This is a genomic window from Congregibacter variabilis, from assembly GCF_045689235.1.
In the GTDB taxonomy this organism is placed as follows: domain Bacteria; phylum Pseudomonadota; class Gammaproteobacteria; order Pseudomonadales; family Halieaceae; genus Congregibacter; species Congregibacter variabilis.
Genome location: NZ_CP136864.1, coordinates 358844 through 379947 on the forward strand (window position 1 = coordinate 358844; position 21104 = coordinate 379947).

22 protein-coding genes are annotated in these 21104 nt (G+C 55.6%); 9 read left to right on the top strand and 13 right to left on the bottom strand.

The genetic code is table 11. The features are described 5' to 3' along the window. Window positions 1–23 precede the first annotated feature (23 nt). Together rapA and R0135_RS01595 are read right to left on the bottom strand one after the other, a co-directional pair. The gene (gene rapA / locus R0135_RS01590; protein ID WP_407348515.1) at window positions 24–2765 is read right to left on the bottom strand and encodes an RNA polymerase-associated protein RapA; all 2742 of its coding nucleotides are present in this window, start codon (window positions 2763–2765) and stop codon (window positions 24–26) included. Continuing rightward, window positions 2762–3592 carry a TatD family hydrolase gene (locus R0135_RS01595; RefSeq protein WP_407348516.1) on the bottom strand — a complete coding sequence of 277 codons (831 nt, stop codon included), beginning with the start codon at window positions 3590–3592 and terminating at the stop codon, window positions 2762–2764. The genes rapA and R0135_RS01595 overlap by 4 nt, the downstream gene beginning before the upstream one ends. Window positions 3593–3607: 15 nt before the next feature. On the opposite strand from R0135_RS01595, the gene R0135_RS01600 reads away from it, so the two are divergent. Next, window positions 3608–4933: a hypothetical protein gene (locus R0135_RS01600; RefSeq protein ID WP_407348517.1), complete on the top strand. Its 1326-nt coding sequence runs from the start codon at window positions 3608–3610 to the stop codon at window positions 4931–4933. A gap of 47 nt (window positions 4934–4980) precedes the next feature. Here R0135_RS01600 and R0135_RS01605 read toward each other — a convergent pair whose 3' ends face one another. From R0135_RS01605 to R0135_RS01630, 6 genes are all read right to left on the bottom strand, one after another. Then, a complete protein-coding gene (locus R0135_RS01605; protein ID WP_407348518.1) occupies window positions 4981–5595 on the bottom strand; it encodes a class I SAM-dependent methyltransferase in 615 nt (204 codons plus the stop codon). Window positions 5596–5597: 2 nt separating this feature from the next. Beyond that, window positions 5598–5786 carry a cold-shock protein gene (locus tag R0135_RS01610; protein ID WP_407349858.1) on the bottom strand — a complete coding sequence of 63 codons (189 nt, stop codon included), beginning with the start codon at window positions 5784–5786 and terminating at the stop codon, window positions 5598–5600. Between the two features lie 371 nt (window positions 5787–6157). Continuing rightward, window positions 6158–6370 carry a cold-shock protein gene (locus tag R0135_RS01615; RefSeq protein WP_407348519.1) on the bottom strand — a complete coding sequence of 71 codons (213 nt, stop codon included), beginning with the start codon at window positions 6368–6370 and terminating at the stop codon, window positions 6158–6160. Between the two features lie 48 nt (window positions 6371–6418). Further along, the gene (locus tag R0135_RS01620; RefSeq protein WP_407348520.1) at window positions 6419–9184 is read right to left on the bottom strand and encodes a valine--tRNA ligase; all 2766 of its coding nucleotides are present in this window, start codon (window positions 9182–9184) and stop codon (window positions 6419–6421) included. A 120-nt stretch (window positions 9185–9304) separates the two neighbouring features. Next, entirely contained in the window at window positions 9305–9733 is a 429-nt protein-coding gene (locus R0135_RS01625; protein WP_407348521.1) for a DNA polymerase III subunit chi, read from the bottom strand. Then, window positions 9730–11223: a leucyl aminopeptidase gene (locus tag R0135_RS01630; protein WP_407348522.1), complete on the bottom strand. Its 1494-nt coding sequence runs from the start codon at window positions 11221–11223 to the stop codon at window positions 9730–9732. The genes R0135_RS01625 and R0135_RS01630 overlap by 4 nt, the downstream gene beginning before the upstream one ends. Window positions 11224–11332: 109 nt before the next feature. On the opposite strand from R0135_RS01630, the gene lptF reads away from it, so the two are divergent. Both lptF and lptG read left to right on the top strand, forming a co-directional pair. Further along, window positions 11333–12421 carry an LPS export ABC transporter permease LptF gene (gene lptF, locus R0135_RS01635; RefSeq protein ID WP_407348523.1) on the top strand — a complete coding sequence of 363 codons (1089 nt, stop codon included), beginning with the start codon at window positions 11333–11335 and terminating at the stop codon, window positions 12419–12421. Then, complete coding sequence (lptG, locus tag R0135_RS01640) at window positions 12422–13480, top strand: LPS export ABC transporter permease LptG (RefSeq protein WP_407348524.1); 1059 nt, start codon at window positions 12422–12424, stop codon at window positions 13478–13480. Window positions 13481–13498: 18 nt separating this feature from the next. Here lptG and R0135_RS01645 read toward each other — a convergent pair whose 3' ends face one another. Continuing rightward, window positions 13499–13996, bottom strand: a complete 498-nt coding sequence (locus R0135_RS01645) for an RDD family protein (protein WP_407348525.1) — start codon at window positions 13994–13996, stop codon at window positions 13499–13501. A gap of 8 nt (window positions 13997–14004) precedes the next feature. After that, entirely contained in the window at window positions 14005–14787 is a 783-nt protein-coding gene (locus R0135_RS01650) for a hypothetical protein (RefSeq protein ID WP_407348526.1), read from the bottom strand. 84 nt (window positions 14788–14871) lie between these two features. Here R0135_RS01650 and R0135_RS01655 point away from each other — a divergent pair, with 84 nt between their 5' ends. The 4 genes from R0135_RS01655 to R0135_RS01670 are packed head-to-tail and all read left to right on the top strand — an operon-like array spanning window position 14872 to window position 18284. Then, complete coding sequence (locus tag R0135_RS01655; RefSeq protein WP_407348527.1) at window positions 14872–15204, top strand: BolA family protein; 333 nt, start codon at window positions 14872–14874, stop codon at window positions 15202–15204. Continuing rightward, the gene (locus R0135_RS01660) at window positions 15204–16151 is read left to right on the top strand and encodes a rhodanese-related sulfurtransferase (RefSeq protein WP_407348528.1); all 948 of its coding nucleotides are present in this window, start codon (window positions 15204–15206) and stop codon (window positions 16149–16151) included. The genes R0135_RS01655 and R0135_RS01660 overlap by 1 nt, the downstream gene beginning before the upstream one ends. A 1-nt stretch (window position 16152) precedes the next feature. Next, window positions 16153–17787, top strand: coding sequence for a 5-guanidino-2-oxopentanoate decarboxylase (locus R0135_RS01665; protein ID WP_407348529.1), 1635 nt, complete (start codon window positions 16153–16155; stop codon window positions 17785–17787). A gap of 29 nt (window positions 17788–17816) precedes the next feature. Continuing rightward, on the top strand, window positions 17817–18284 hold the full coding sequence (locus R0135_RS01670; RefSeq protein WP_407348530.1) for a hypothetical protein: 468 nt from the start codon (window positions 17817–17819) through the stop codon (window positions 18282–18284). Here R0135_RS01670 and R0135_RS01675 read toward each other — a convergent pair. After that, window positions 18250–18957, bottom strand: a complete 708-nt coding sequence (locus tag R0135_RS01675; protein ID WP_407348531.1) for a serine protease — start codon at window positions 18955–18957, stop codon at window positions 18250–18252. The genes R0135_RS01670 and R0135_RS01675 overlap by 35 nt on opposite strands. A gap of 236 nt (window positions 18958–19193) precedes the next feature. On the opposite strand from R0135_RS01675, the gene R0135_RS01680 reads away from it, so the two are divergent. Then, entirely contained in the window at window positions 19194–19898 is a 705-nt protein-coding gene (locus R0135_RS01680; protein ID WP_407348532.1) for an OmpW/AlkL family protein, read from the top strand. 117 nt (window positions 19899–20015) lie between these two features. Next, complete coding sequence (locus R0135_RS01685) at window positions 20016–20174, top strand: hypothetical protein (RefSeq protein WP_407348533.1); 159 nt, start codon at window positions 20016–20018, stop codon at window positions 20172–20174. On the opposite strand, the gene R0135_RS01690 is transcribed toward R0135_RS01685, so the two are convergent. Together R0135_RS01690 and ccoS are read right to left on the bottom strand one after the other, a co-directional pair. Next, window positions 20171–20932, bottom strand: a complete 762-nt coding sequence (locus R0135_RS01690) for a sulfite exporter TauE/SafE family protein (RefSeq protein ID WP_407348534.1) — start codon at window positions 20930–20932, stop codon at window positions 20171–20173. The genes R0135_RS01685 and R0135_RS01690 overlap by 4 nt on opposite strands. After that, a complete protein-coding gene (gene ccoS, locus R0135_RS01695) occupies window positions 20925–21104 on the bottom strand; it encodes a cbb3-type cytochrome oxidase assembly protein CcoS (RefSeq protein ID WP_407348535.1) in 180 nt (59 codons plus the stop codon). Before ccoS ends, R0135_RS01690 begins: the two co-directional genes overlap by 8 nt.

Genomic DNA, 21104 nt, shown 5'->3' on the forward strand with positions numbered 1-21104 from the left:
AAAGCTGGTTTAAATCCGTTCTCTCAGCGGCTTAGCACTAGTCGCACGCCCTGAAGTGTGGCTCGTGCGGTGCCGAGCGCCGCGAGTCCCGCAGCACGGCGATCTCGCAGGTCGTCGATCTCCTCGCGGCGGATAGCTGGGTTGACCTCTCTTAAGGAACTCAATCGCGCAATCTCTTCGTCCAGCTTTTTACCGTATTGTGCTGCGGCTTCGGCTTGACGGGCCTCCAGTTCGCTGGCGAAACTCTTCTCGGCGTCATCGATTCGGGCTTCGATCTCCTCGCGAAGCTGGCGAACAATCTTGCTCACCGTTCCTCGCGGAAGCTTTTCGACGCGCTCGTTCAGGCGTTCGTGACTTAAGAGCTTGCTTAAGTCACGGCCGTTGGCATCAAGGAGCAGACGCCGGGGTGCCAAAGGGAGGTAACGTTGTAAGCCGAGTGCTCGCGGCGCGCTTAGCGATACCGTGAACAACAGCTCGTACAGCCTTGATCCTCCGGGAACGCCTTTGAGGGTCATTGCACCGACGCTGGCCTGCCCCAGTGAGCTGCCCAACACTGTTGTCATGGCATTCTCCATCCAGGGATGCTCCCAGCCCAGGAATATCCAGTCTTCCCGTTGAAGCGCCAGATCCCGGGACACTGTCACCGTGCAACCGTCCTCAGGCACCTCCGGGAAAACCTCGAGTAATTCCTGTTCGCCCCGACGTAAGATACTGCTGTGCTCGCCGTGTTCTTCGTGCTCGATACCGGTTACGGCACAAAGCGTCTCGAGGTATTCCCCCAAACTTACCGGATCTTCGATGTCGCTAATGGCCTTGCCCAGGGCAAGGCCTTGCTCAGCATTGCAAGAGCTTCGCTCCAAAAGCTTATCGCGACCCTCGCTTAACTCTTTTCTCGTGCGCGCCGTGAAAGTGGCAGTCTGCTCCAGGAGTTGATCAAAGTCCGGGCCGCGCTGGCGAAGTTGTTTTTCCAGCTCAATCTTGAATTTTGTGAGGATCATGTCGCCGGCTGAGCAGCTGGCCCGGAACAAGTCGATGCCTTCGTGATACCAGCGCATGAGTGTTTCCTGAGCGCTGCCTTGTATGTAGGGAACGTGAATGAAAATACGATCCCGCTGGCCGATGCGATCCAAACGTCCGATTCGCTGCTCTAATTGATCTGGATGCTCAGGAAGATCAAACAATATCAGGTGCTGCGCGAACTGAAAATTTCGACCCTCACCACCAATCTCTGAGCATATGAGGGCCTGAGCCCCTTGTTCCTGTTCAGCAAAATACGCTGCGGCTCGGTCACGCTCAATAAGACTTAGCTGCTCGTGGAAAGCTGCTGAGCGAATGCCTGCGCGAAGCTGCAGATAACTCTCCAGCGCCAGTGCCGTTTCTGCTTTGGCACAGATCACCAGAACCTTTTCGGGACGTAGTGACTTGAGCTGCCCTACGAGCCAAGCCACACGTGGGTCTTCCTGTAGCCACTGCTCAGTGTCAATGTGTAGGTCTGGGTAGAGATCCTGGTAGATTGGATTGTCTACCGCGGGCAACGGGTGAGGGTGCATTTCTCGCGCCGGAAAGCCGCCGACGCTTGCCCGGGCGTTGCGAAACAATACCCGACCGGTTCCATAACGGTCCAAGAGGGCGGCAATCTGGCTTTCTGCGGACGCATTGGGATCGATGTCCGCAGGCAATCCTTGTGCTGGCTCACCTTTATCAAGCGCATCGATAAGAGTGCTCCAGCGCTTATATTGAGACTCTTCCTCAACAAATGCCGGAAAGTCATGGAATCGCTCCGGATCAAGCAGCGAGAGTCGTGCGAAGTGAGCCTCCTGTCCCACTTGCTCCGGCGTAGCGGTAAGTAGCAATAGTCCCGGGACCTGTGCGGCCATAGTTTCTAAGAACAGGAATTCCTCGCTCGGTGCATCTGCGCTCCAGGCCAGACGGTGCACTTCGTCAACGATGAGCATGTCCCAATCAGCGTCTAGCGCCAGAGCCCGTGCATTGGGGTCCAGAAACAGCGTGCTCGCGCAAAGCACCAACTGCTCCTCTTCGAAAGGATTAAGACCTTCGTCGCCCTCTGCAAGACGTGATTCATCAAACAAAGCAAATTGAAGGTTGAAGCGACGGCGCATCTCCACTAACCATTGAAACTGCAGGGACTCGGGAACCATGATGAGGACGCGGCGACTGTCTCCGCTGAGTAACTGGCGATGAAGAATCATCCCTGCTTCGATGGTTTTTCCAAGACCAACTTCGTCAGCGAGGAGAACTCGGGGTGCATGACGTTTACCGACTTCGTTAGCAACGAACAGCTGGTGTGGGAGAAGCGCGGTGCGCGTGCCCAGAAGCCCTCGGAGTCCGCTTTGCTGAAGTTCGTGGATGTGTGTGCAGGTCTGCATACGCAGGGCAAAGGCTGAATGGCTGTCAATTTGGCTGGCCAAGAGGCGCTGCCGGGGGGTTGCCAGATCTATGTGATCGTCAAGGTCCAGCTCGGCTACCAGTTCACGCTGGCCGTCACTGGCTACCTCGTAAATTAGCAACTCCTGCTCCTCGTGGACCGCAAGCACTTGAAGCTTGCGTCCATCGCGGGTGTGCAAAGAATCCCCCTCGCGAAGTTTTACTCGGGTGAGCGGGGCGTTTTCTGTAGCGTAGGTACGCTCTTCTTCTACCGCCGGAAAGTGCACGCTGACCCTGCGTCCATCCAGCTCCACAATAATGCCCAAGCCTAATTCACTGTCTGCGTGGCTCAGCCAGCGCTGTCCAATGGCGTAGCTCATTGCGCGGCTTCCTCCTGTGGCTTTGGGAAAAACAAACGTTCGCTGTTGGCATAACACTCGATGAGGAGGTTCTCGATGGGCAAATCTTTAATCTCTGCTATTTTTTCGGCGACAAATGGAATGTATCTGGGGCCATTACTGCGTCCCCGATATGGCACTGGTGTGAGGTAGGGGGCGTCCGTTTCCAGGAGTATTTGGCTTACCGGGGTCAGCGCGACCGCATCCCTGACATTGTCAGCGCTATTAAAAGTGACCATTCCGTTAAAGCCGAGCATGAAGTCAGCTTCGATAGCGAATTCGGCCAGGGATAGCCCGGAGCTGAAACTGTGGATGACCCCACGTTTGGGAAGCGCGTCTAAATGCTCGCTCAATATGGCCTGCATATCGTCGTCGGCGTCCCGGCTATGGATAACCACGGGAAGCTGGCAGTCCGCGGCAATAGCCAGTTGATCGGCGAAGACCTTGCGTTGCACGGCCCTATCCGCGTGATCGTAAAAATAATCGAGGCCTATTTCGCCAATAGCTACTACCTTCGGGTTTGCAGCTCCGTTGCGTATGCGCTCGTCTACCTCGTCGGCATAGCTTTCTGCCTCGTGGGGATGTACACCCTGAGTACAAAAAACTCGGTCTTGGCTCTGCGCCATAGCTTGCACTGTCGCAAGATTGCCGGGGCTTACCGCGATGGTGATTATGCGCTCGACCCCAACTTCGCGTGCAGCCTGCAGTTCTTCGGCAAGGGCATCGGCGTCCAAGTAATCAAGGTGGCAGTGTGTCTCGATAATAGGATGCGCGAAGCGCGGGATATCCCGGCGTTGTTTTTTGCTCATAGGAGTTCAGAAGGTGTGTCGGACATAAAGTTGCGTCATTATATCGACTCTATGCGTCTATTACCGACACTCATCTTTCTGAAGCTTCTGCTTTTTACGGCCCATGCCGTGGGGGCCGCGCAGCCCTATGGTAAAAACTTTGTTCAACTGGACGCGACTTGGGCGGAAGAAGAGGGCCCAGCCATGGTGCTCGCCCCGGCGCCGATGGCCAAGCCAGAGATGACCGAGCTGGTTCGTGCAATCAGCGAGCGGCTGACGCAGCAGGAGTTCCGCGACGGGCCTTACGCAGTGGGTTTAGCAGAAACACTGGACGAGCTTGCAAGAGCGCAGGAAGCAGTGGGGGCTCGGGAGGATGCCAGACACAGCCGGGACAGAGCCCTGCACCTGATTCGGGTTAACGATGGGCTATACAGCACAGCACAAAGGCCGATTCTTCGCGCAATTTTGGACAGCCTGCGTCGCGACGGGGATTTCGCCGCGCTGGATGAGCGGTACGATTACTTTTTTCGCCTGTATGGCTCGGGCCGGCCGCCTTGGGACGGCTTGCGCTGGAGTGCAGTGATGGAATACCTGCGCTGGCAGCGGGAGGCGCTGCGCCGTGGTTTGGATAGCGATCCAATGCCTAGATTGTTGCGCTTGCATGGTTTGCATGAGGACCTACTTGCTAGTCTCGTTTTGCAGGTGGATGATCTGGATTTTCGACGGTTGGCGGACGCTACGTTTAGTCAGCTGAAAACCCTCTATCTCATAGAAGACATGATACGGCCCCAGCCCCAGCCCTTGCTTGGGAAGCAACGCAATGGTTTTTACCGCTCACAAGACCCCCGAGATTTTAACCTGCAACAGGAGAGGTTGGAGAGTCTGCAACGAATGGTTCGCGGGACCGGTCGCGGCCTCATTGAGGAGTTGCTGGCGGTCATTCCACCGCAGGAATCCAAGGCTCGCGCAGAAGCGGTACTGGCGCTGGCCGATTGGCTGCAGTGGCATGGTGCCACTCGCGAAGCGCGGGGCTTCTACGAGGACCTTTGGACTGAGCTGCGCACTGAGGGTTTACATGAACTCGCACAGCGGTGGTTTTCCCAGCCGGTAGCGCTTCCGGACAACGGTGTGTTTTTCGAACGGGGTTTGGAGGAAGGCGAAGGGCCGATGGCAGTTCGCTTAAGCGTTAGGGAAAACGGCCGGGCCTCGGCAGATACAGCACCGCTTGCGCCGCGGTGGCAGCGATCGGCCATACAGCTCCAGCGCTATATTGCAGCGACCCGCTTTAGACCTGTTATTAAAAACGGCCAAGTATCGGCCGCAGAGAACATCCCGGTTAGCTACTGGCTCTTCAGCCCCTGAGTTGAGAGCCCGTTGCGGCGAACATCAGCGGAGAGGGCGCCCAATAGCTAATAGTTGTTGATGACCAGCAGGGCACCGCTTGCTGCAAGACTACCCTTGGTCTGCCATTCCAGAACCTCGCCTCCGTGGCGGTCAACGCAGCGCAGCGCCATCTCGTGAAAAGTAGGACGCTCCGGGTCACCGATGATGATGCGCTTTACGCCGGCCTTGATAGCGCGATTGACCAGGTTACTCACGGGGCCCACGAGTTCATCCCAGAAGCAGACATCAGCAGCGATGAGCGTGTCAAAGCCACTGAGGAATTTGCCGTTGAGCCCCTCAAAGCGCGCGACGCGAGATTCAGTGCTGACTCCATTGAGCGTGGCTGTCACGTCCAAAAAAGGGAACACGTTGGGGTCGGCGTCCACCGACGTCACCTGTGCTCCATACTGCTTGGCGCACCAAATACCGGCGATACCCCAGCCACAGCCAGCGTCTAAAACCCGCTCAGGAGCGGGATCAGGGTTCTTGTGAAGATAATCAATTACCAGGCAGCTCGACTTCCAGAGCTTGTTGCCATGAATAGAGGGCGCATCCTGCTCTCGCTTGGTTCTGCGAATTTCCGGGTGGCTGGATGTAGGGAGTACTACGCCTCGAAAGCGGTGTTGCCTGATGACCGCCACGCTTAATCGATAGCCTCTACTTCTTCGGCCTGTGGGCCCTTGTCAGTGGTAACTACGCGGTACTTCACGGCGGCACCATCACGCAGGCTGCGCCGACCTTCGCCGACAATGGACCGATGATGTACAAATATTTCTTCGCCATTGTCGCGAATGATGAAACCAAAGCCCTTGGTGCCGTTAAACCACTTCACCGTGCCCTGTTCAGGTTTTCCCGTAGATTTTGTTACCGCTTTATCGGCCTTTTTCTCGGGCTTCTTGTCGGCCTTCTTATCGACTTTCGGCTTTTTGCTTGCTTTTGCCTTCTTTGAAGTGGGCTTTGACTGCGCGGGTTTGCCCCCGGTGCTGAGGCTTGCGGGCATGGGTAGCGCGCGATGACTGAGTACCACTGCGAGTATTGCTGCTATCGCTGCTGCGGGGAAAAGGCTGCCGATGGTGTGGCTCTCGTAGAACGTTGCTGCGGCAGCTGACGCTGCCAGTGCTGAAAGCAGGGCGATCAGCAGTTTGCCTGGAATAGACATGAGACTCCTTAAAGTGATGGTGGCCGCCCCATAGGGGCGAATAACTAAATTTTGGCGACGTCTTCGGCCTGCAGACCTTTCGGGCCATCAGTTAACGTGAACTCGACGTCTTCGCCTTCATTCAGAGTCCGGAAACCGTCCCCCTGAATTGAGCGAAAATGCACGAAGACATCGCCGTCGAAACCTTCGCCGGTAATAAATCCAAATCCTTTGGCGTTGTTAAACCACTTAACAGTGCCGTTAATCCTTTCGCTCATCGAACATTCCTCGGTATTACATTTTTTTAAGCTGACTCTACGGTCAGTCTATGAGGGGATATTACCCAACTGCTCTCGTTGCAGCAGTAGTTTTTCGAGAGATGTTTGCTGAAAACGCAGTTTCTCTTCTTCTTTTGCTACTACTTCTGCGGGTGCCTTGGCTACAAAGCCCGCATTATTGAGTTTTCCTTCTATGCGCTTCAACTCTCCCTTAAGTTTTTCGATCTCTTTGTCCAGGCGTGCGAGCTCCGCGTCCCGGTCAATGAGATCTGCAAGAGGGACAAGTATCTCCAGTTTGCCGCACAGTCCGGTAGCACTGGCGGGTGCATCTCCCGTTAACCATTCGATGGAGGCGAGTCCGGCGAGTTGTTTCAGCTGTGCCTTCAGCGCCTCGATTCGCTCGGGGTCCTCTGGGCTTCCCTCTCTTAGTAGAACGGGCAGACGCTTGCCCGGTGGTATATTCATCTCACCGCGGATTGTGCGCACTGCCAAGGCAAAGTTTTTTAGCCATTCAATGTTGGCTATCGCAGGCTCGTTGATCAGAGTGGCATCTTCCCGAGGGAATTCCTGAAGCATGATTGTTGGGCCGGATGCTCCCGCCAGTGGGGCGACGCTTTGCCAGATCTCTTCGGTAATGTATGGCATTAATGGATGTAGTGCCCGCAGGCTTTTTTCTAGGGTACGAATCAATGTTCTTCGCGTCCCTCTTGCTGCTGCCGGGTCGCTCTCGTCTCTGAGCGATACTTTTGACAACTCCAAATACCAGTCGCAATACTCGTTCCATATGAAGTCATAAAGTCCCTGGGACGCAAGGTCGAATCGATAGCTGGTAATAGAATGTCGAAACCGCTCCAGTACCCGCTGCAATTCACTTTCGATCCACAGCTCTGAGGTTCCCAAAGTCACTGGCAGTTGAGGGTCAAGGCCGCAGTCTTTTCCCTCGCAGTTCATGAGTACGTAGCGCGCTGCGTTCCATATTTTGTTACAAAAATTTCGAAAGCCTTCGATACGGCCGATGTCGAACTTGATGTCGCGACCGGTAGCTGCAAGCGAGTAGAAGGTAAACCGCAGAGCGTCTGTGCCGTAGGCGTTAATGCCATCGGGGAACTGGCGTTGCGTGGCCTCACGAATACGTTCCGCCTGTTTTGGTTGCATGAGCCCCGCGGTGCGTTTTTCCATGAGGCCTGGCAGATCAATGCCGTCGATAAGATCGATAGGGTCAAGCACGTTGCCCTTGGATTTGGACATCTTCTGGCCTTCGGCGTCGCGCACGAGGCCGTGCACATAGACCTGCTTGAACGGGACCTCGCCGCGAAGATGCAGAGTCATCATTATCATGCGAGCGACCCAGAAAAAGATGATGTCAAAGCCGGTAACAAGGACACTGGTGGGGTGATAGCGTTGGAGCATTTCGGTGTCTTCGGGCCATCCCAGAGTGCTGAAGGTCCATAGCGCCGAGGAAAACCAGGTATCCAGGACGTCCTCGTCCTGATGCAGGGGGAGGGCATCGTCAAGACCGTGCTCCGCGCGAACACTGGACTCGTCGGCGCCGACGTAAATATTGCCCTCGGCATCAAACCACGCAGGGATTCGGTGACCCCACCACAGCTGACGACTGATACACCAATCCTGTATGTCGCGCATCCATGCAAAATAGGTGTTTTCCCACTGCTTGGGTACGAATTCGATTTGTCCGCTCTCCACAGCGTGGATTGCAGGCCCGGCGAGGGCTTTGGCATCCACATACCACTGCTGAGTGAGATACGGCTCGATAACGACGCCGCTTCGATCGCCCCGGGGAACCTTCAGAGTGTGGTCGTCTGTTTTTTCCAGAAGCCCCAGATGACGCAAGTCGTCGATAATCTTTTCGCGCGCGGTGAAACGATCCATACCTCGATAGAATTCTGGCGCGTGATCGTTAATCGCTGCATCATCGTCAAAGACATTCAAAAGTGGTAAGTCGTGGCGTTGACCCACTTCGTAGTCGTTAAAATCATGGGCGGGGGTGATCTTGACGCAACCTGTACCAAACTCTGGATCTACATAGTCATCCGCGATGATAGGTATTCGTCGATCACACAGCGGCAGGTCAATCTCCTTGCCGACCAGATGTGCATAGCGCTCGTCGTCAGGGTGCACCGCAACAGCCGCATCACCGAGCATCGTTTCTGGACGGGTTGTGGCTACCGTGAGGTGTCCTGAACCGTCCGACAAGGGGTAGCGGAAGTGCCAGAGTTTGCCCTGTTCTTCCTCAGATACGACCTCGAGGTCTGAGATGGCGGTGTGTAGTGCCGGATCCCAGTTGACGAGGCGCTGACCGCGATAGATCAGACCTTCGCGGTACAGGCGGATGAACGTCTCCTGGACGGCCTGGGACAGACCCTCATCCATGGTGAAACGCTCTCGCGACCAATCAGGAGATGCACCCAAACGACGCAGCTGCTGTGTGATTGTGCCGCCGGATGTTGCCTTCCAATCCCAGATTTTTTCGATAAAGGCTTCGCGGCCCATCTCGTGCCGGTCTTTACCCTCTGCCGCCAGCTGACGCTCAACGACCATTTGTGTGGCGATCCCTGCATGATCGGTACCCACCTGCCAAAGCGTGTCGTAGCCGGCCATGCGGTGATAGCGCACCAAGGCATCGATGATGGTTTCCTGAAAGCCGTGGCCCATGTGCAGGCTGCCGGTAACATTCGGCGGCGGAATCATTACGCAGTAGGGCTCGTCGCCGCCTTTGGGAGCAAAATAGCCGGCAGCTTCCCAGCTCTGGTACCAGCGCTGTTCAATGTCTGCGGGTTGGAATGTCTTGTCCATAAATGATTTATCAGTCTCGCGAGGTTCGAGGCCCAAGCTGAGGCAAAGCTTGGATTCGCTTGCGCGTTTTGAGTGTGATCAGAAAATTTAAACAGAAATGCCTAAACACCAAGCGCCAGATTATACGCTGGGGAGCCTGTGTTCTTCCAACGCATAACCTCGCTCGCGATAGTGCCGCCAGGAGTGACGCAAAGCCTCTAGTCTGGCGGGTTCCTGATTGACAAGCTCCGCCACTCGCTGAAAGCGGCCGATGAAATCGGGCACGCTGGTCTGCAAATTGATCAGTAGGTCATCGTGACCCTGGGGTTCCTGACCCCAGCCAATGCAAATCTGTTCTGTAGCGTTGTCGCTGCATAGGGCATGGGGCAGAAAACTGGCAGGTCGAAAGGTCCAAAGCAGCTCGTCGAGCTGCCTGGCCTGCTGTTCGTTCTCACTGTGAATAAAGATCCTGTGCCCGCGCTTGTGGGCCTTCTCCGTGAGGCGAAGGGCCAGTCGCGTTCGACTTTCGGCGTCCGTATTCTCAACAATATAGAAACCGACGCGGGTCAACCGCCGGCTGCCCGATCGCACAAATATTGCGTAAGCAGTCCCACTGGTCGCCCCGTGGCTCCCTTGGGCGAGGAGTCCCAGGCCGAGCCTGCAATATCGAGGTGCGCCCAGTTGTATTTGGTGGCAAAGCGCGCCAGGAAGCAGGCGGCCGTGATACTGCCACCACCGGGACCGCCGATATTGCCCATATCGGCAAAGTTGCTGTCCAGCTGCTTTTGATAGTCATCCCACAGCGGCATGCGCCAGGCCCGATCATGACTCGCTGTGCCAGCATCCAGTAGCTGCTTGGCGAGATCTTCATCGTTGGCGTACAAACCCGAGGCATGGCTTCCCAGGGCGACCACACAGGCGCCCGTGAGAGTCGCGATGTCTACGACGCTTGCCGGCTTGAAGCGCTCGGCGTAGGTAAGAGCATCACAGAGGACCAGACGGCCTTCAGCATCGGTGTTGAGTACCTCAATGGTAATGCCTGCCATGGATGTTACGACGTCCCCTGGCTTGGTTGCCGTGCCGCTGGGCATGTTTTCTGCTGCGGCGATAATCGCAACGATGTTCAGGGGCAGGCCCATGTCCATCACGGCTTGCATGGTGCCCAGAACGCTTGCGGCTCCGCCCATATCAAACTTCATTTCGTCCATTTTTGCGCCGGGCTTGAGAGAGATGCCGCCACTATCAAAAGTTATGCCTTTACCCACAAGCACGTGGGGTGCATCACCGCGCTTACCGCCTTTGTATTCAAGGACGATGAGCTTTGCTGGCGTGGCAGTCCCTGCGGTAACCGATAGCAGAGAATTCATCCCAAGCTCCGCCATCGCCTTTTCGTTGAGAACCTTGCAGCTCGCCTTGTCACTACCTCGGGCCAATCTTCTGGCTTCTTTGGCCAGGTGCTCCGGTGTGCAGTAATTTGCGGGAGTGTTGGCCAGCTCTCTTGCGAGGTTAATGCCTGCGCCTGCCTTAGCGCCGCGATTCAGGGCGGACTTGGCCTGCCGACCCAAAGCAGCATCATCGCTGAGCAATACAAAGCGGCTAAGCGTAGGCGCGGCCTTCGGCTTGGATAGGGTCAGTGCGTAACGATAGCTCTGGTACACCATATCGGTGGCGATTCGCTGGCAAAACCACTCCCAGTCAGCGCTGCGGACTTTTAGAGCACCCATATGCATTTGCGCTTCGCTCGCCTTGCTCGCAAGAACTGCACGAGCCAGGGAGCTACTGAGCTTGAGGTAATCACCGCGCTCGAGCTTGCCGTCACCAACACCCACCATCAAAATACGCGCGGCCGTTCCCGGACTATGAATTAAAAGGGTCTCGCCAACCTGCCCATTAAACTCACCCGCCTTGAGAGCTGCGGCGACGACACCCGCACTGTCTTTGGACAGCGCTCGACCGGCGTCATCGAGTTTGAGTTTGCTACCCAGGGGAAGAATTGCGCACTCTGTGCGCTTGCCAGATACTTTTTGTGGATCGCTAACGGAAAAGCGAAGAGCTGCCATGGTATTTCTCTCTTAAAGGTCAGTGCCCCTAGTGTAAGATGAACAGCGTGCAAACTGAACTCTCCAGACACTTCATTCATCTCCTTCATTCCCTTAATTCTGGGTCGGCATGAAGCTGCGCGGCTATTTAGCTAGTGATGTACTGGGACACACCCTGGCGGTGAGCTCAGTCTTGTTGGCTATTATTCTTACCGGACGATTCGTGAAGTATCTCGCTGAAGCCGCGTCAGGCAAGCTCGCAGCAGAAATTCTCTTGCCCGTTATGTTCTATCGTTTGCCGGGATTTATGGAGCTTTTGCTGCCTCTGGGCCTGTTCATTGGCATTTTGATGTCCTATGGACGGCTCTATGTCGAGAGCGAGATGGTGATTCTCAGTGCTTGTGGGGTGGGCCCCGCAAAGCTGGCGCGCTTCACCCTGGCCCCAGCGTTTTTAGTTATGTTGGTTGTTGCTGGATTGTCGCTCTTTGTGACACCTCAAGGCGCTGCCCGCTCTGAGGCTCTGCTCAACGATCCTCAGGCTTTACAGGGCTTACAGTTGTTGGCTGCGGGACGCTTTCAGCCTCGCGGAGACGACGGCACGGTCAGCTACGCTGCCGATATCGATCCGGACGCCGGAGATCTTCGGCAGGTGTTTCTTTATGCCCCCGGGCGTTCTGAAGATGACCGGACAGTTGCCGACGTGACCGTGGCGCGTCGCGGTTCGGTGGTGGTGGATGAAGCCACCGGAGCACGCTATCTGGAGCTAAGCGACGGCTATCGATTCAATGGCACCCCCGGTCGAGCAGACTACAGGGTTGTTCGTTTTGGACAGTTTGGACAACTCTTGCCCGAGGAACCTTCGCTGGCCCGCAGCGAACCGGTAGATGCGAGGCCAACACTGCAGCTGCTTTATTCAGCCGATAACGAGGACCGAGCGGCTTTGCATTGGCGATTATCCGTTGCGCTCATGGTGCCCATTGTTGCGCTGCTTGCCCTAAGTCTGAGCAAAACGAACCATCGCCGTGGACGCTATATAAAACTGGCTCCGGCATTGTTGCTGCACCTTTGCTATTTGTTTTTGCTGGCGAGTGTTAGAACCAGTGTCGCCGAAGGTGAGGCGGAAATCAGTCAAATGTATCTCCTGCATCTGGCGTTCTTTAGTCTGGCTATGGTTCTGCTGTTCGGACCAGACCGCATTCGTCGCTTACGGAGGTCGTAGGTGGGCCGTCTTAATCGTTATGTTGCTCGCACGGTCTGGCTCTCTATTCTTCTGGTCTTGCTCGTGATTGTTGGCATCGATGGGCTCTCGGCGTTTATTGATGAGTCGGATAGTCGCAGCGATAGCTACGGTTTTGCGGAAATAGGGCGCTACGTCATGTTGACTATGCCCCGCAGGGTTTATGAGTTTATTCCCTTTGCCGCCTTAATTGGCGCCTTGATTGGTCTGGGGCAGTTGGCCTCAACCAGCGAACTTGTGGTGATGCGCGCCGCGGGTATTTCAAATGCGCGTCTAGCCTGGATGGTTCTGAAGCAGGCGCTGGTGATCGCTGTGCTTGGATTTCTGTTGGGAGAGTATGTGGCGCCTGCTGCAGAACAACAGGCGCAGAGCGGCCGTGCGCTGGCTCGCTACGCCGGTAAGCAGGTGGATAGCGGGCAAGGTATTTGGCGCAGGGATGCAGACGTCTTTCTGCATGTGCAGGCGGTTTCGGGAGACGACGAAGTATTTGGTGTCACTGTCTATGAGTTCGAGCTTAACGGTTGGATGCGTCGCGCCTTGTTTGCCGACAGCGGTATGTATGACGGCGAGGGTTGGAGGCTGCGAGACGTGCTGATCACCACGTTTTTAAAAGACAGCATTGAGACCAGCACAGAAGCTCAAATATTCCTGGCGAGCAATATCACGCCGAAGATCCTGTCGCTTGAAAACGTGGCACCTTCGCAACTACCTCTGGTTGACCTGGTGGACTACGCCGAGTTTCTGCGTACCCAAGGGGAAGACGTTGCCGATTTTGAGCTGGCGACCTGGCGAAAGCTCATGCAACCGGCTGCCGTGGCGGCCCTGGTTTTGATTGCGATTTCATTCGTATTCGGCCCGCTGCGAGATGGCACTCTGGGATTTCGGATTTTCGCCGGTGTCATGGTGGGAATACTGTTTCAGCTCAGCCAGGACTTATTGGGGCCGGCAAGTTTGGTGTTTGGGTTCCCTCCCTTATATGCGGCTCTGGCACCCGTTTTGGCCTGCGTGCTCGTGGGGCTTTATCTTTTACGTAAGGCCTGAGCCGCGATAGTACTTCGCTCAGATTTTTTCAGTATCTGATGCTTTATGCGTCGTTGGGTTTTTTGCGGATTTTTTCGGTACTTTGGGCAGCAGCACTAGCTCTGTTCCGGACAAATAGTCGTGCCAGCAGCGCTTGCGACGGTCGAAGAGGCACCACCAATAACCCAGGCCCAAACAGACCGCGGAGAGCAGTGCCGACACGCAGCGCGTTACTACGCGTCCAAAAGTCATTTCATTGCCCGGCATGGGAACCAGTTTTATGCGCCAGGCCTGCATGCCAAGCGTCTGGCCGCTTTTTAGCCAAAATGTTCCAAAAAATCCGATACAACTGAAAACGGCAATAATTTGTACGAGCGTCGCTGGCAGCAAGCTGTCAGCGGCGCTTCCCAGAAGTTGGCGTATGCCCAGGCCTACGGCTACGCAAACCATGATGAGGGGGACTACCAGTAGCGTGTCATACACGATGGCAGCTAGGCGGCGTGGAAGCGCCGGCGCGGGGGGGGTCTGTGTATTCACGGTCCTGCTCAGGTTTTAGGTTCGTTCTCGGAGGGTTCCAGCGCCAGATGACTGGTATCCGGGGCTTGTTCATTACTTACCTTGCGTTCCTCGGCCTTGAGCAAATCACTGCCGGTGTCGGCAAGAGCGAGATGCTCGGTGCTGACCGATACCGGCGGGCTTGTCTGTGAGCTGTGCGCTCCCAGATCCTCGCCCACGGGAGCGATGTCCAGCGCTGATGTGTCTGGCGCAACGCTGGGTGTTTGAGCAAGTTCAGGCCCGATCTGTGCCCCTGGCTCAGCGACATCGAAGTTCGGCGCATTGACCGCGGGCCCCTTGTCGACGGTTTCTTCACTGAGTCTATCCCCTGTTTCTGCAAGAGAGATATGACTCAGGTCCAATGCTGCTTCCTGGTGCTGTGTGCGTTCATCGGGGCGAAGGATATCGCTGCCGCCGGGTAATAGGGTCAAATCACCGTCGTCAGACTCTTCGCTGACAACTTGCTCAGGCGCCGGACTTGCCACCGGCTCAAGCGCGGGGCTTGCAGCTGTGGCCAGGGTGATAATTGCCTTTGCGCCGGCGGCAGCCAGACTTTTTTGGTACTTAAGAGCGGTAGCCTTGTCGCAGTTTCGTTTAATGCGCTGACGTGTGCCGCAAAATAGACGCTCCAGCGTGGCGTCGTCCGCCTTGAACAATTTGCCCATTGCTTCTCGCACGGCCGCGGGGTCGTGACCCTCGAGGCACTCTCCGGCGAAGGCAATGTCGTAACGTTCGTTATTGTCGGTAGCCATGGTCTGAGTATAGAGCTTCATCGGGCCCCGAGAAAACCTTTACCTGAGTCGGCTGAAACCCGCGCACCGCAGGCGTATAATTGCGCGCTTAGCTTAGGAGAACTTATGAGCGTCGAAGATCAGTTGCAGGCCCGTCTGAGCGAGGCATTTGCACCGGATTGGCTGGAGTTAGACAACGAAAGCCATCAACACAGCGTGCCAGCAAATTCAGAAACACATTTTAGATTGGTGATGGTGTCCCAGTCGTTCGAGGGTAAGCGGGCGGTAGCCCGGCATCAGTCGGTCTATGCGGAGCTGGCCGATTTACTTGCCGGGCCTATCCACGCTTTGGCGATGCATCTTTATGACCCCCAGGAATGGTCACAGAAGACACGCGAGGCTCCTGCGTCGCCGAACTGTCTAGGGGGTAGTAAAGCGGATGCAGGAGGTCTCTCCTGATGACTGTGGTCGTTGCCGCTTTGTACAAGTTTGTTGCCCTCCCGGATTACAAGGCCATGCGAGAGCCTCTGCTTGAGCAGTGCCGAGCGCAGGGTCTGCGTGGAACATTGTTATTGGCCGAGGAAGGCATCAACGGAACCGTAGCAGGAAGCCGGGAAGCCCTTGATGCGATTCTTCTGTGGCTGCGCGCCGATCCCCGATTGTCGGACCTTGAGCACAAGGAGTCTCAGCACGACGAGCAACCTTTCTTGCGCATGAAAGTAAAACTTAAGCGAGAGATTGTCACCATGGGTGTTCCTCAAGTGGATCCCAATCGAGTCGTGGGGACCTATGTCTCTCCCGGTGACTGGGACTCTCTACTGGCAGACCCCGAAGTCACGCTTATCGATACCCGTAATGATTACGAATGTGCCATAGGAAGCTTTCGAGGCGCAGTTGATCCGGGCATTACCAGCTTCCGTGATTTTCCTGACTGGGTTGAGAAGAATCTCGATCCCAGCAAGAATTCCAAGGTGGCAATGTTTTGTACCGGCGGGATACGTTGCGAAAAGGCTTCGTCGTACCTTTTGGAACAGGGCTTTGACTCGGTTTTCCATCTCAAGGGTGGGATTTTGAAATACCTCGAAGAGGTGCCCGAAAAGGCGAGCAGCTGGGAGGGTGAGTGCTTTGTGTTTGATGAGCGGGTGGCGGTGAATCACGCTCTGGAGCGAGGGAGTTACGACCAGTGTTTTGCCTGTCGACATCCCATCAGTAAGGATGACCTGCAGTCGCCCGATTATGTCAAAGGCGTAAGTTGTCCTCACTGTATCGAACTGCAATCCGATGAGCAGCGTGAACGCTTTGCAGAGAGGCAGCGTCAAGTGGAGCTGGCAAAAGCTCGCGGCGAAAAACACATTGGAGATGCCCCTGTGATTCAGCCTCACCCCGAACAGGCCGAAGGGCTTTGAGATGAGTAATGATGGCGCGGTAAGTTGTGGAGAACGCCTGGTCCAGATTCTGGAGGCTTACGGTATTGATACCGTATTTGGTATCCCGGGCAATCACACTGTGCAGCTTTATCGAGGACTGGGCAATAGCCGTATTCGACATATTTCGCCGCGCCACGAGCAAGGGGCAGCATTTATGGCAGACGGCTACGCTAGAGCGAGCGGAAAACCAGCGGCCTGTTTTTTGATCTCTGGCCCGGGCCTTGGAAATGCCATAACGCCCATGATTCAGGCGCTGGCCGACTCGATTCCCATGCTGGTTGTCACGGCTGTTGCCGCCCGGGCGGAGCTGGGTATGGGAGAGGGGCGTCTGCACGAAGTACCGGATCAGAGCGCAATGGCACGTCAATGCAGTCGTTTCAGTCATACGCTTATGCGCCCTGATGAGTTACCTAAAGTGCTGGCTCGAGCATTTGCCGTGTTTGACAGTGCCAGACCCGGGCCTGTGCATATTCAAATCCCCATGGATGTCATTGTTCAGGATGCGGCTCATGTGTCGCCCAGGCCCTGGCCGCGGGTTTGCCCGCCGGCTGCGAATGCCGGTGGCCTGGAAGAACTGGCGGATAAATTACGTCAGGCACGCAAGCCAGTTTTGTTGCTGGGGGGCGGGGCGGTCGCTGCGGCGCCGCAGATGCAGGTCTTAGCAGAGACTTTGGCTGCGCCCGTGGTGAATACAGTTAATGCAAAAGGAATTTTGCCGCCAGGACATCCATTGCTGGTCGGTGGTAGCCCGAGTTTGTCAGCCGTACGTGCGCTCGTCGCGGAGTCCGACCTCGTGCTCGCCATTGGAACAGAATTTGGTGAGACCGATTACGACATGCTGTTCCTGGGTGATATGCCTGAACCTGCCTGGTTGGCAAGAATCGATATAGATCCTGCTCAGTTGTGTCGAAACCAACGGTCGGATTTGGCGCTATGCGGGGATGCCCGGGAGAGCGTTGCGTCGTTGCTGGGTATTCTGGACGGTTATCGGGGGGACTCCGGTGGGGCCTCGCGGGTGGCTCAGACGAGGATTGCCATTAGAGAGGAGCGGCATTGGAATCAAGATATTCAGGCGCTGTTCGATTTATTGCATTCGACGCTTCCCGGTTTATGCCTGGTAGGCGACAGTACCCTGCCGACTTACTACGCTGTGTGGCAGTACGAGGCTTCTTCGGCGCGACGATATTTCCATTCGGCGACTGGGGGCGGGACTCTGGGTTATGCGCTCCCAGCTGCCATGGGCGCTCGCAGAGCTCTGCCGTCAGACGTGCCGGTGCTGGCTCTGATCGGTGATGGAGCAGCGCAATTTACGTTTATGGAACTTGCGTCCGCCGTGCAGGAGCAGTTGCCGATTATAGTGCTGCTTTGGAATAACAATGGTTATCGGGAGATTCGCGAAGGCATGCTTGCCAGCGGTATAAAACCCGTAGGCGTGGACATCGATGCGCCGGACTTTGTCGCGGCAGCGACTGCTCTGGGATGTCATGCCCAGCAGGTTGATTCCCTGGCCTCGCTGGCCGCGGCGCTGTCAGTGGCAAACGGAAGAGACCGTCCCACGCTGCTTGAATTGCCTGAAGACAGCTTTTTGTCGGGTCCAGTTGACGGCTGGTATTAGACTCAGTCGAGAATTGCGGGAGACGCAGTATGTTTAGTGATGACGAGGGTGACGATGACGGCCGCGTTCGCACGTCTACCGCATTGCGCCATGTGATGGTCTTCCAGTTAAAGCTTGCAGCCGATGCGCTGCGAGATTTTCTTTTGAGTCCCCTGAGCATTTTTGCTTTCGCTATTGACGTTGTTCGAAAGCCCAAGGTAGATAAAAGCCTCTATCTTCGACTCATGGTATTGGGTCGCCGCTCGGACCGTATGATCAATTTGTTTGATGATCATGCTGATAGTGGAGAGCTAACCATTGACCGTGCGGTGGATGAAGTGGAGGACATACTAAAAGCCGCAAAGGGCGACGGCTCTGCAAGCAGGACGCGTACTCGAGAGCGCGCGGCTCGCAGTTATCAGGGGTCGCAAGATGAGTCCCAGGTCGATGTGCCTCAAACTGATCAGGCCGATACTCAGCCAGCTAGGGCAGCTGATAGTTCTCCAGATACCCGCTGATGTTTGCGCGAAATCGCGCAAGTGGTACATAAATACTCAGAGACTCGCCGTCCCCGCGCGAGATTACGCCTAGATATCTTTCCTCATTGTTTCGGGAAAACACCGCGCCCCCTGAGGCGCCTTTTTGCAACACGCAATCACTGCGGGTATCCGCGTCATCAGATCCTGTGACCTGACAATCCGACACGGTGAGCTTGAGCCTGATCTGGGGGGCAGCTAAGCGAGGGTAACCCGCCATACGTACGGTGTTGGTATGTGTGCTGTTCGGGGAAGTCAGCACCGCGGGAGACGGCAGGGGAGCATCCAGTCGCAGGAGCGCCCAGTCACTGTACATACTACCGCCGCTACTTAAGAGGTTCGCTTTCCTGGTTTCACCGTTTGATGTTTGAAAGGTGAGCGCTTTGCTGGTATCCCGATAAAATTCCAGGCAGTGCCAGGCACTGATAATCAGTTCGGACGACTGGGCTAGGGGACTATCAGTGATCAGCGTTGCAGAACAGCTCTCATCGAAGTGTTTCGCGTAGCCGTTCTCATAGCGCTGCCCTGGAACATGGAGTTTGCCAACGCTGGATAAGGGTACTGCAGACCCGCGAGGCGCGACTTGCGCATAGCTTGGAGCTACTGCGGTGGAGCACAGTAGCAGTGCAAGCAGCATTTGTTTTAAACGTCGCATAGCCGATTTACAGACTCACTGTAGGGCGAGTGCAAACGCAACTATGATTGCTGATCACTGCTGGACGATGATTAGGATGCACAACTTTCTCTCCGACTTTTTGCCGTAAAACCCGATCACTATACAGGGCCGAGTCATAACCTTGATTGACATCAATGCCATCACAGCCAGGGGCTCTTACTATGCCCCCATACAGTGCCTGAGGGCATAAATTATGGGAAAGGAGTGGAGTCGTTATGAAGAAAGAGCTTGTCATTGCAGTCGCTGCGGCAGGTATTAGCCTCGTGTCTCTGGGTGCAGCAGCCTACGAGCAGGGCGATATTGTATTTCGCGCAGGTATCGCGACGGTCGTACCTGGTGGCGACAGTGATGCAATTGAGTTGCCAACGGATCCTCCAACGATTTTACCCGGTGGTGTTGATGTTGATAATGGAACTGCCATCAGTTTGATTGCAACCTGGATGATGTCTGATAACTGGGGTGTAGAGTTATTGGCCGCTACACCTTTTAAGCATGACATTGATCTTGCAGATTTACCTGTGGCAGCCGGCTCTACCAAGCATCTTCCCCCTACTGTTAGTCTTCAGTGGTACCCCCGGGGTGGCATGGAGGGCTGGCAGCCCTATTTAGGCCTTGGTGCGAACTACACGACATTTTTTAGCGAAAAAGTCGACAGTGAACTCGGGGCGGTATTGGGTGGCTTGTTGGATGTGACCTCCGCAAAGTTGTCCCTGGATGACTCTTTCGGCCTGGCAGCTCAGGCGGGCGTGGATATACCGCTGAGCGATAAGTGGGCGTTGAACCTTGGCGTTTGGTACATCGATATCGGCACCACTGCAGACATAGACGTAACTACTGGCAGCGGAGCCAATGCCAGGGTGAGCTTCGACGTAGATATCGATCCCTGGGTTTACAACGTAGGTGTGGCTTACAAGTTCTGACTGTTTGATTGCGGTGCTGTGCAAGCGGCATCGTCCCTGTGATTCCCCGCTTCTCGCGGGGTTTTTTTATGATAATTTAAACGTCACAGAAAGCCACGAAAACCCTAAAGGCGCGACATGAACTGGATTCTTCTAGGGCTGACAATCTTTTTTATTATCTTTGTTGTGGGCACGGTTTTTTGGTTGATGTCGACCCTCGGGCCGATCCGCAAGAAGCAAGCTCAGCGAAAGCAAGAGCGCGAAGAAGCACTGCGCAGGGAGTCTGACCCCGGCTAGTGTTGGGAATGCTCCATTACGGGATCTGTATTGTCACTGTGAATGTTCATCTGGGAGTGATCGACGCTGGGGGTGGCTGCTTCTGCTCCCACAGGCCGATTCAGGTGTGCTCCGTGATTCCAGGTCATCATCAATGACCACAGTCCGGACGCAATAAGAAAGATAGCAATGATGATCTTCAGGCCGCGGCGGCGAAGTAGCGCTTGTACCTGGGCGGCACCCAAACTGGTGCTGAGCATGGCGGGTAATGTACCCACTCCAAAGGCCAGCATGAGCGCTCCTGAGCGAACAGCATCTTGTGCTGTCGCTGACCAGGCCAAAGCGCTGTATATCAAACCGCAGGGCATAAGCCCCCAGCACAATCCCAGCAGGTAACTCTGAGTCCAGTGCTGCACGGGCAGAAGCGTCGAAGAGAGTCGTTGCACGGGCTTCCAGAGCCTCGCGCCGAAGCGCTCCAGTATGCTCATGCCTCGCCACCAGTCTGCAATAGACAGACCCATACCGATCAACAATAAGGCAGCAACGTAGCGCAGCACCATTGTCCACTGGGCGAAGTTAATGCTGCCGGCCAAGGCACCCAGCAATGCCCCTAAAGCGGCGTAGCTGCTTAGACGGCCTATGTGATACGCGAGCGTCGTGGGAATCCCTCGGTTGCCACCCAGGTTGATTGCGGCGGCAATGCCCCCGCACATTCCCAGGCAGTGTCCCGCGCCTGCGAGCCCAATGCCTGCGGCAGCGATAAGATCAGTGTTAATCATGGGAGTCTGTTGGTGGCTCCTCGTGATCGTCAAAGTCTTCGTCAGCGAGAATTCGCCAACTCTCTTTGTCCAGGTCGTCGTACTGGCCATTGTCGATGGCCCACAGTAAGAGACGAATGACGATTACACAGAATATCAATGCAACGGGAATCAGTAGATACAGGCTTTCCAC

Coding starts and splice junctions, on each gene's coding strand:
- R0135_RS01675 (WP_407348531.1), bottom strand. CDS start 18,957: ATGCGACGTTTAAAACAAATGCTGCTTGCACTGCTACTGTGCTCCACC.
- lptF (WP_407348523.1), top strand. CDS start 11,333: ATGAAGCTGCGCGGCTATTTAGCTAGTGATGTACTGGGACACACCCTG.
- R0135_RS01680 (WP_407348532.1), top strand. CDS start 19,194: ATGAAGAAAGAGCTTGTCATTGCAGTCGCTGCGGCAGGTATTAGCCTC.
- R0135_RS01690 (WP_407348534.1), bottom strand. CDS start 20,932: ATGATTAACACTGATCTTATCGCTGCCGCAGGCATTGGGCTCGCAGGC.
- R0135_RS01595 (WP_407348516.1), bottom strand. CDS start 3,592: ATGAGCAAAAAACAACGCCGGGATATCCCGCGCTTCGCGCATCCTATT.
- R0135_RS01670 (WP_407348530.1), top strand. CDS start 17,817: ATGTTTAGTGATGACGAGGGTGACGATGACGGCCGCGTTCGCACGTCT.
- R0135_RS01685 (WP_407348533.1), top strand. CDS start 20,016: ATGAACTGGATTCTTCTAGGGCTGACAATCTTTTTTATTATCTTTGTT.
- R0135_RS01630 (WP_407348522.1), bottom strand. CDS start 11,223: ATGGCAGCTCTTCGCTTTTCCGTTAGCGATCCACAAAAAGTATCTGGC.
- R0135_RS01615 (WP_407348519.1), bottom strand. CDS start 6,370: ATGAGCGAAAGGATTAACGGCACTGTTAAGTGGTTTAACAACGCCAAA.
- R0135_RS01650 (WP_407348526.1), bottom strand. CDS start 14,787: ATGAAGCTCTATACTCAGACCATGGCTACCGACAATAACGAACGTTAC.
- rapA (WP_407348515.1), bottom strand. CDS start 2,765: ATGAGCTACGCCATTGGACAGCGCTGGCTGAGCCACGCAGACAGTGAA.
- R0135_RS01665 (WP_407348529.1), top strand. CDS start 16,153: ATGAGTAATGATGGCGCGGTAAGTTGTGGAGAACGCCTGGTCCAGATT.
- R0135_RS01660 (WP_407348528.1), top strand. CDS start 15,204: ATGACTGTGGTCGTTGCCGCTTTGTACAAGTTTGTTGCCCTCCCGGAT.
- R0135_RS01655 (WP_407348527.1), top strand. CDS start 14,872: ATGAGCGTCGAAGATCAGTTGCAGGCCCGTCTGAGCGAGGCATTTGCA.
- R0135_RS01620 (WP_407348520.1), bottom strand. CDS start 9,184: ATGGACAAGACATTCCAACCCGCAGACATTGAACAGCGCTGGTACCAG.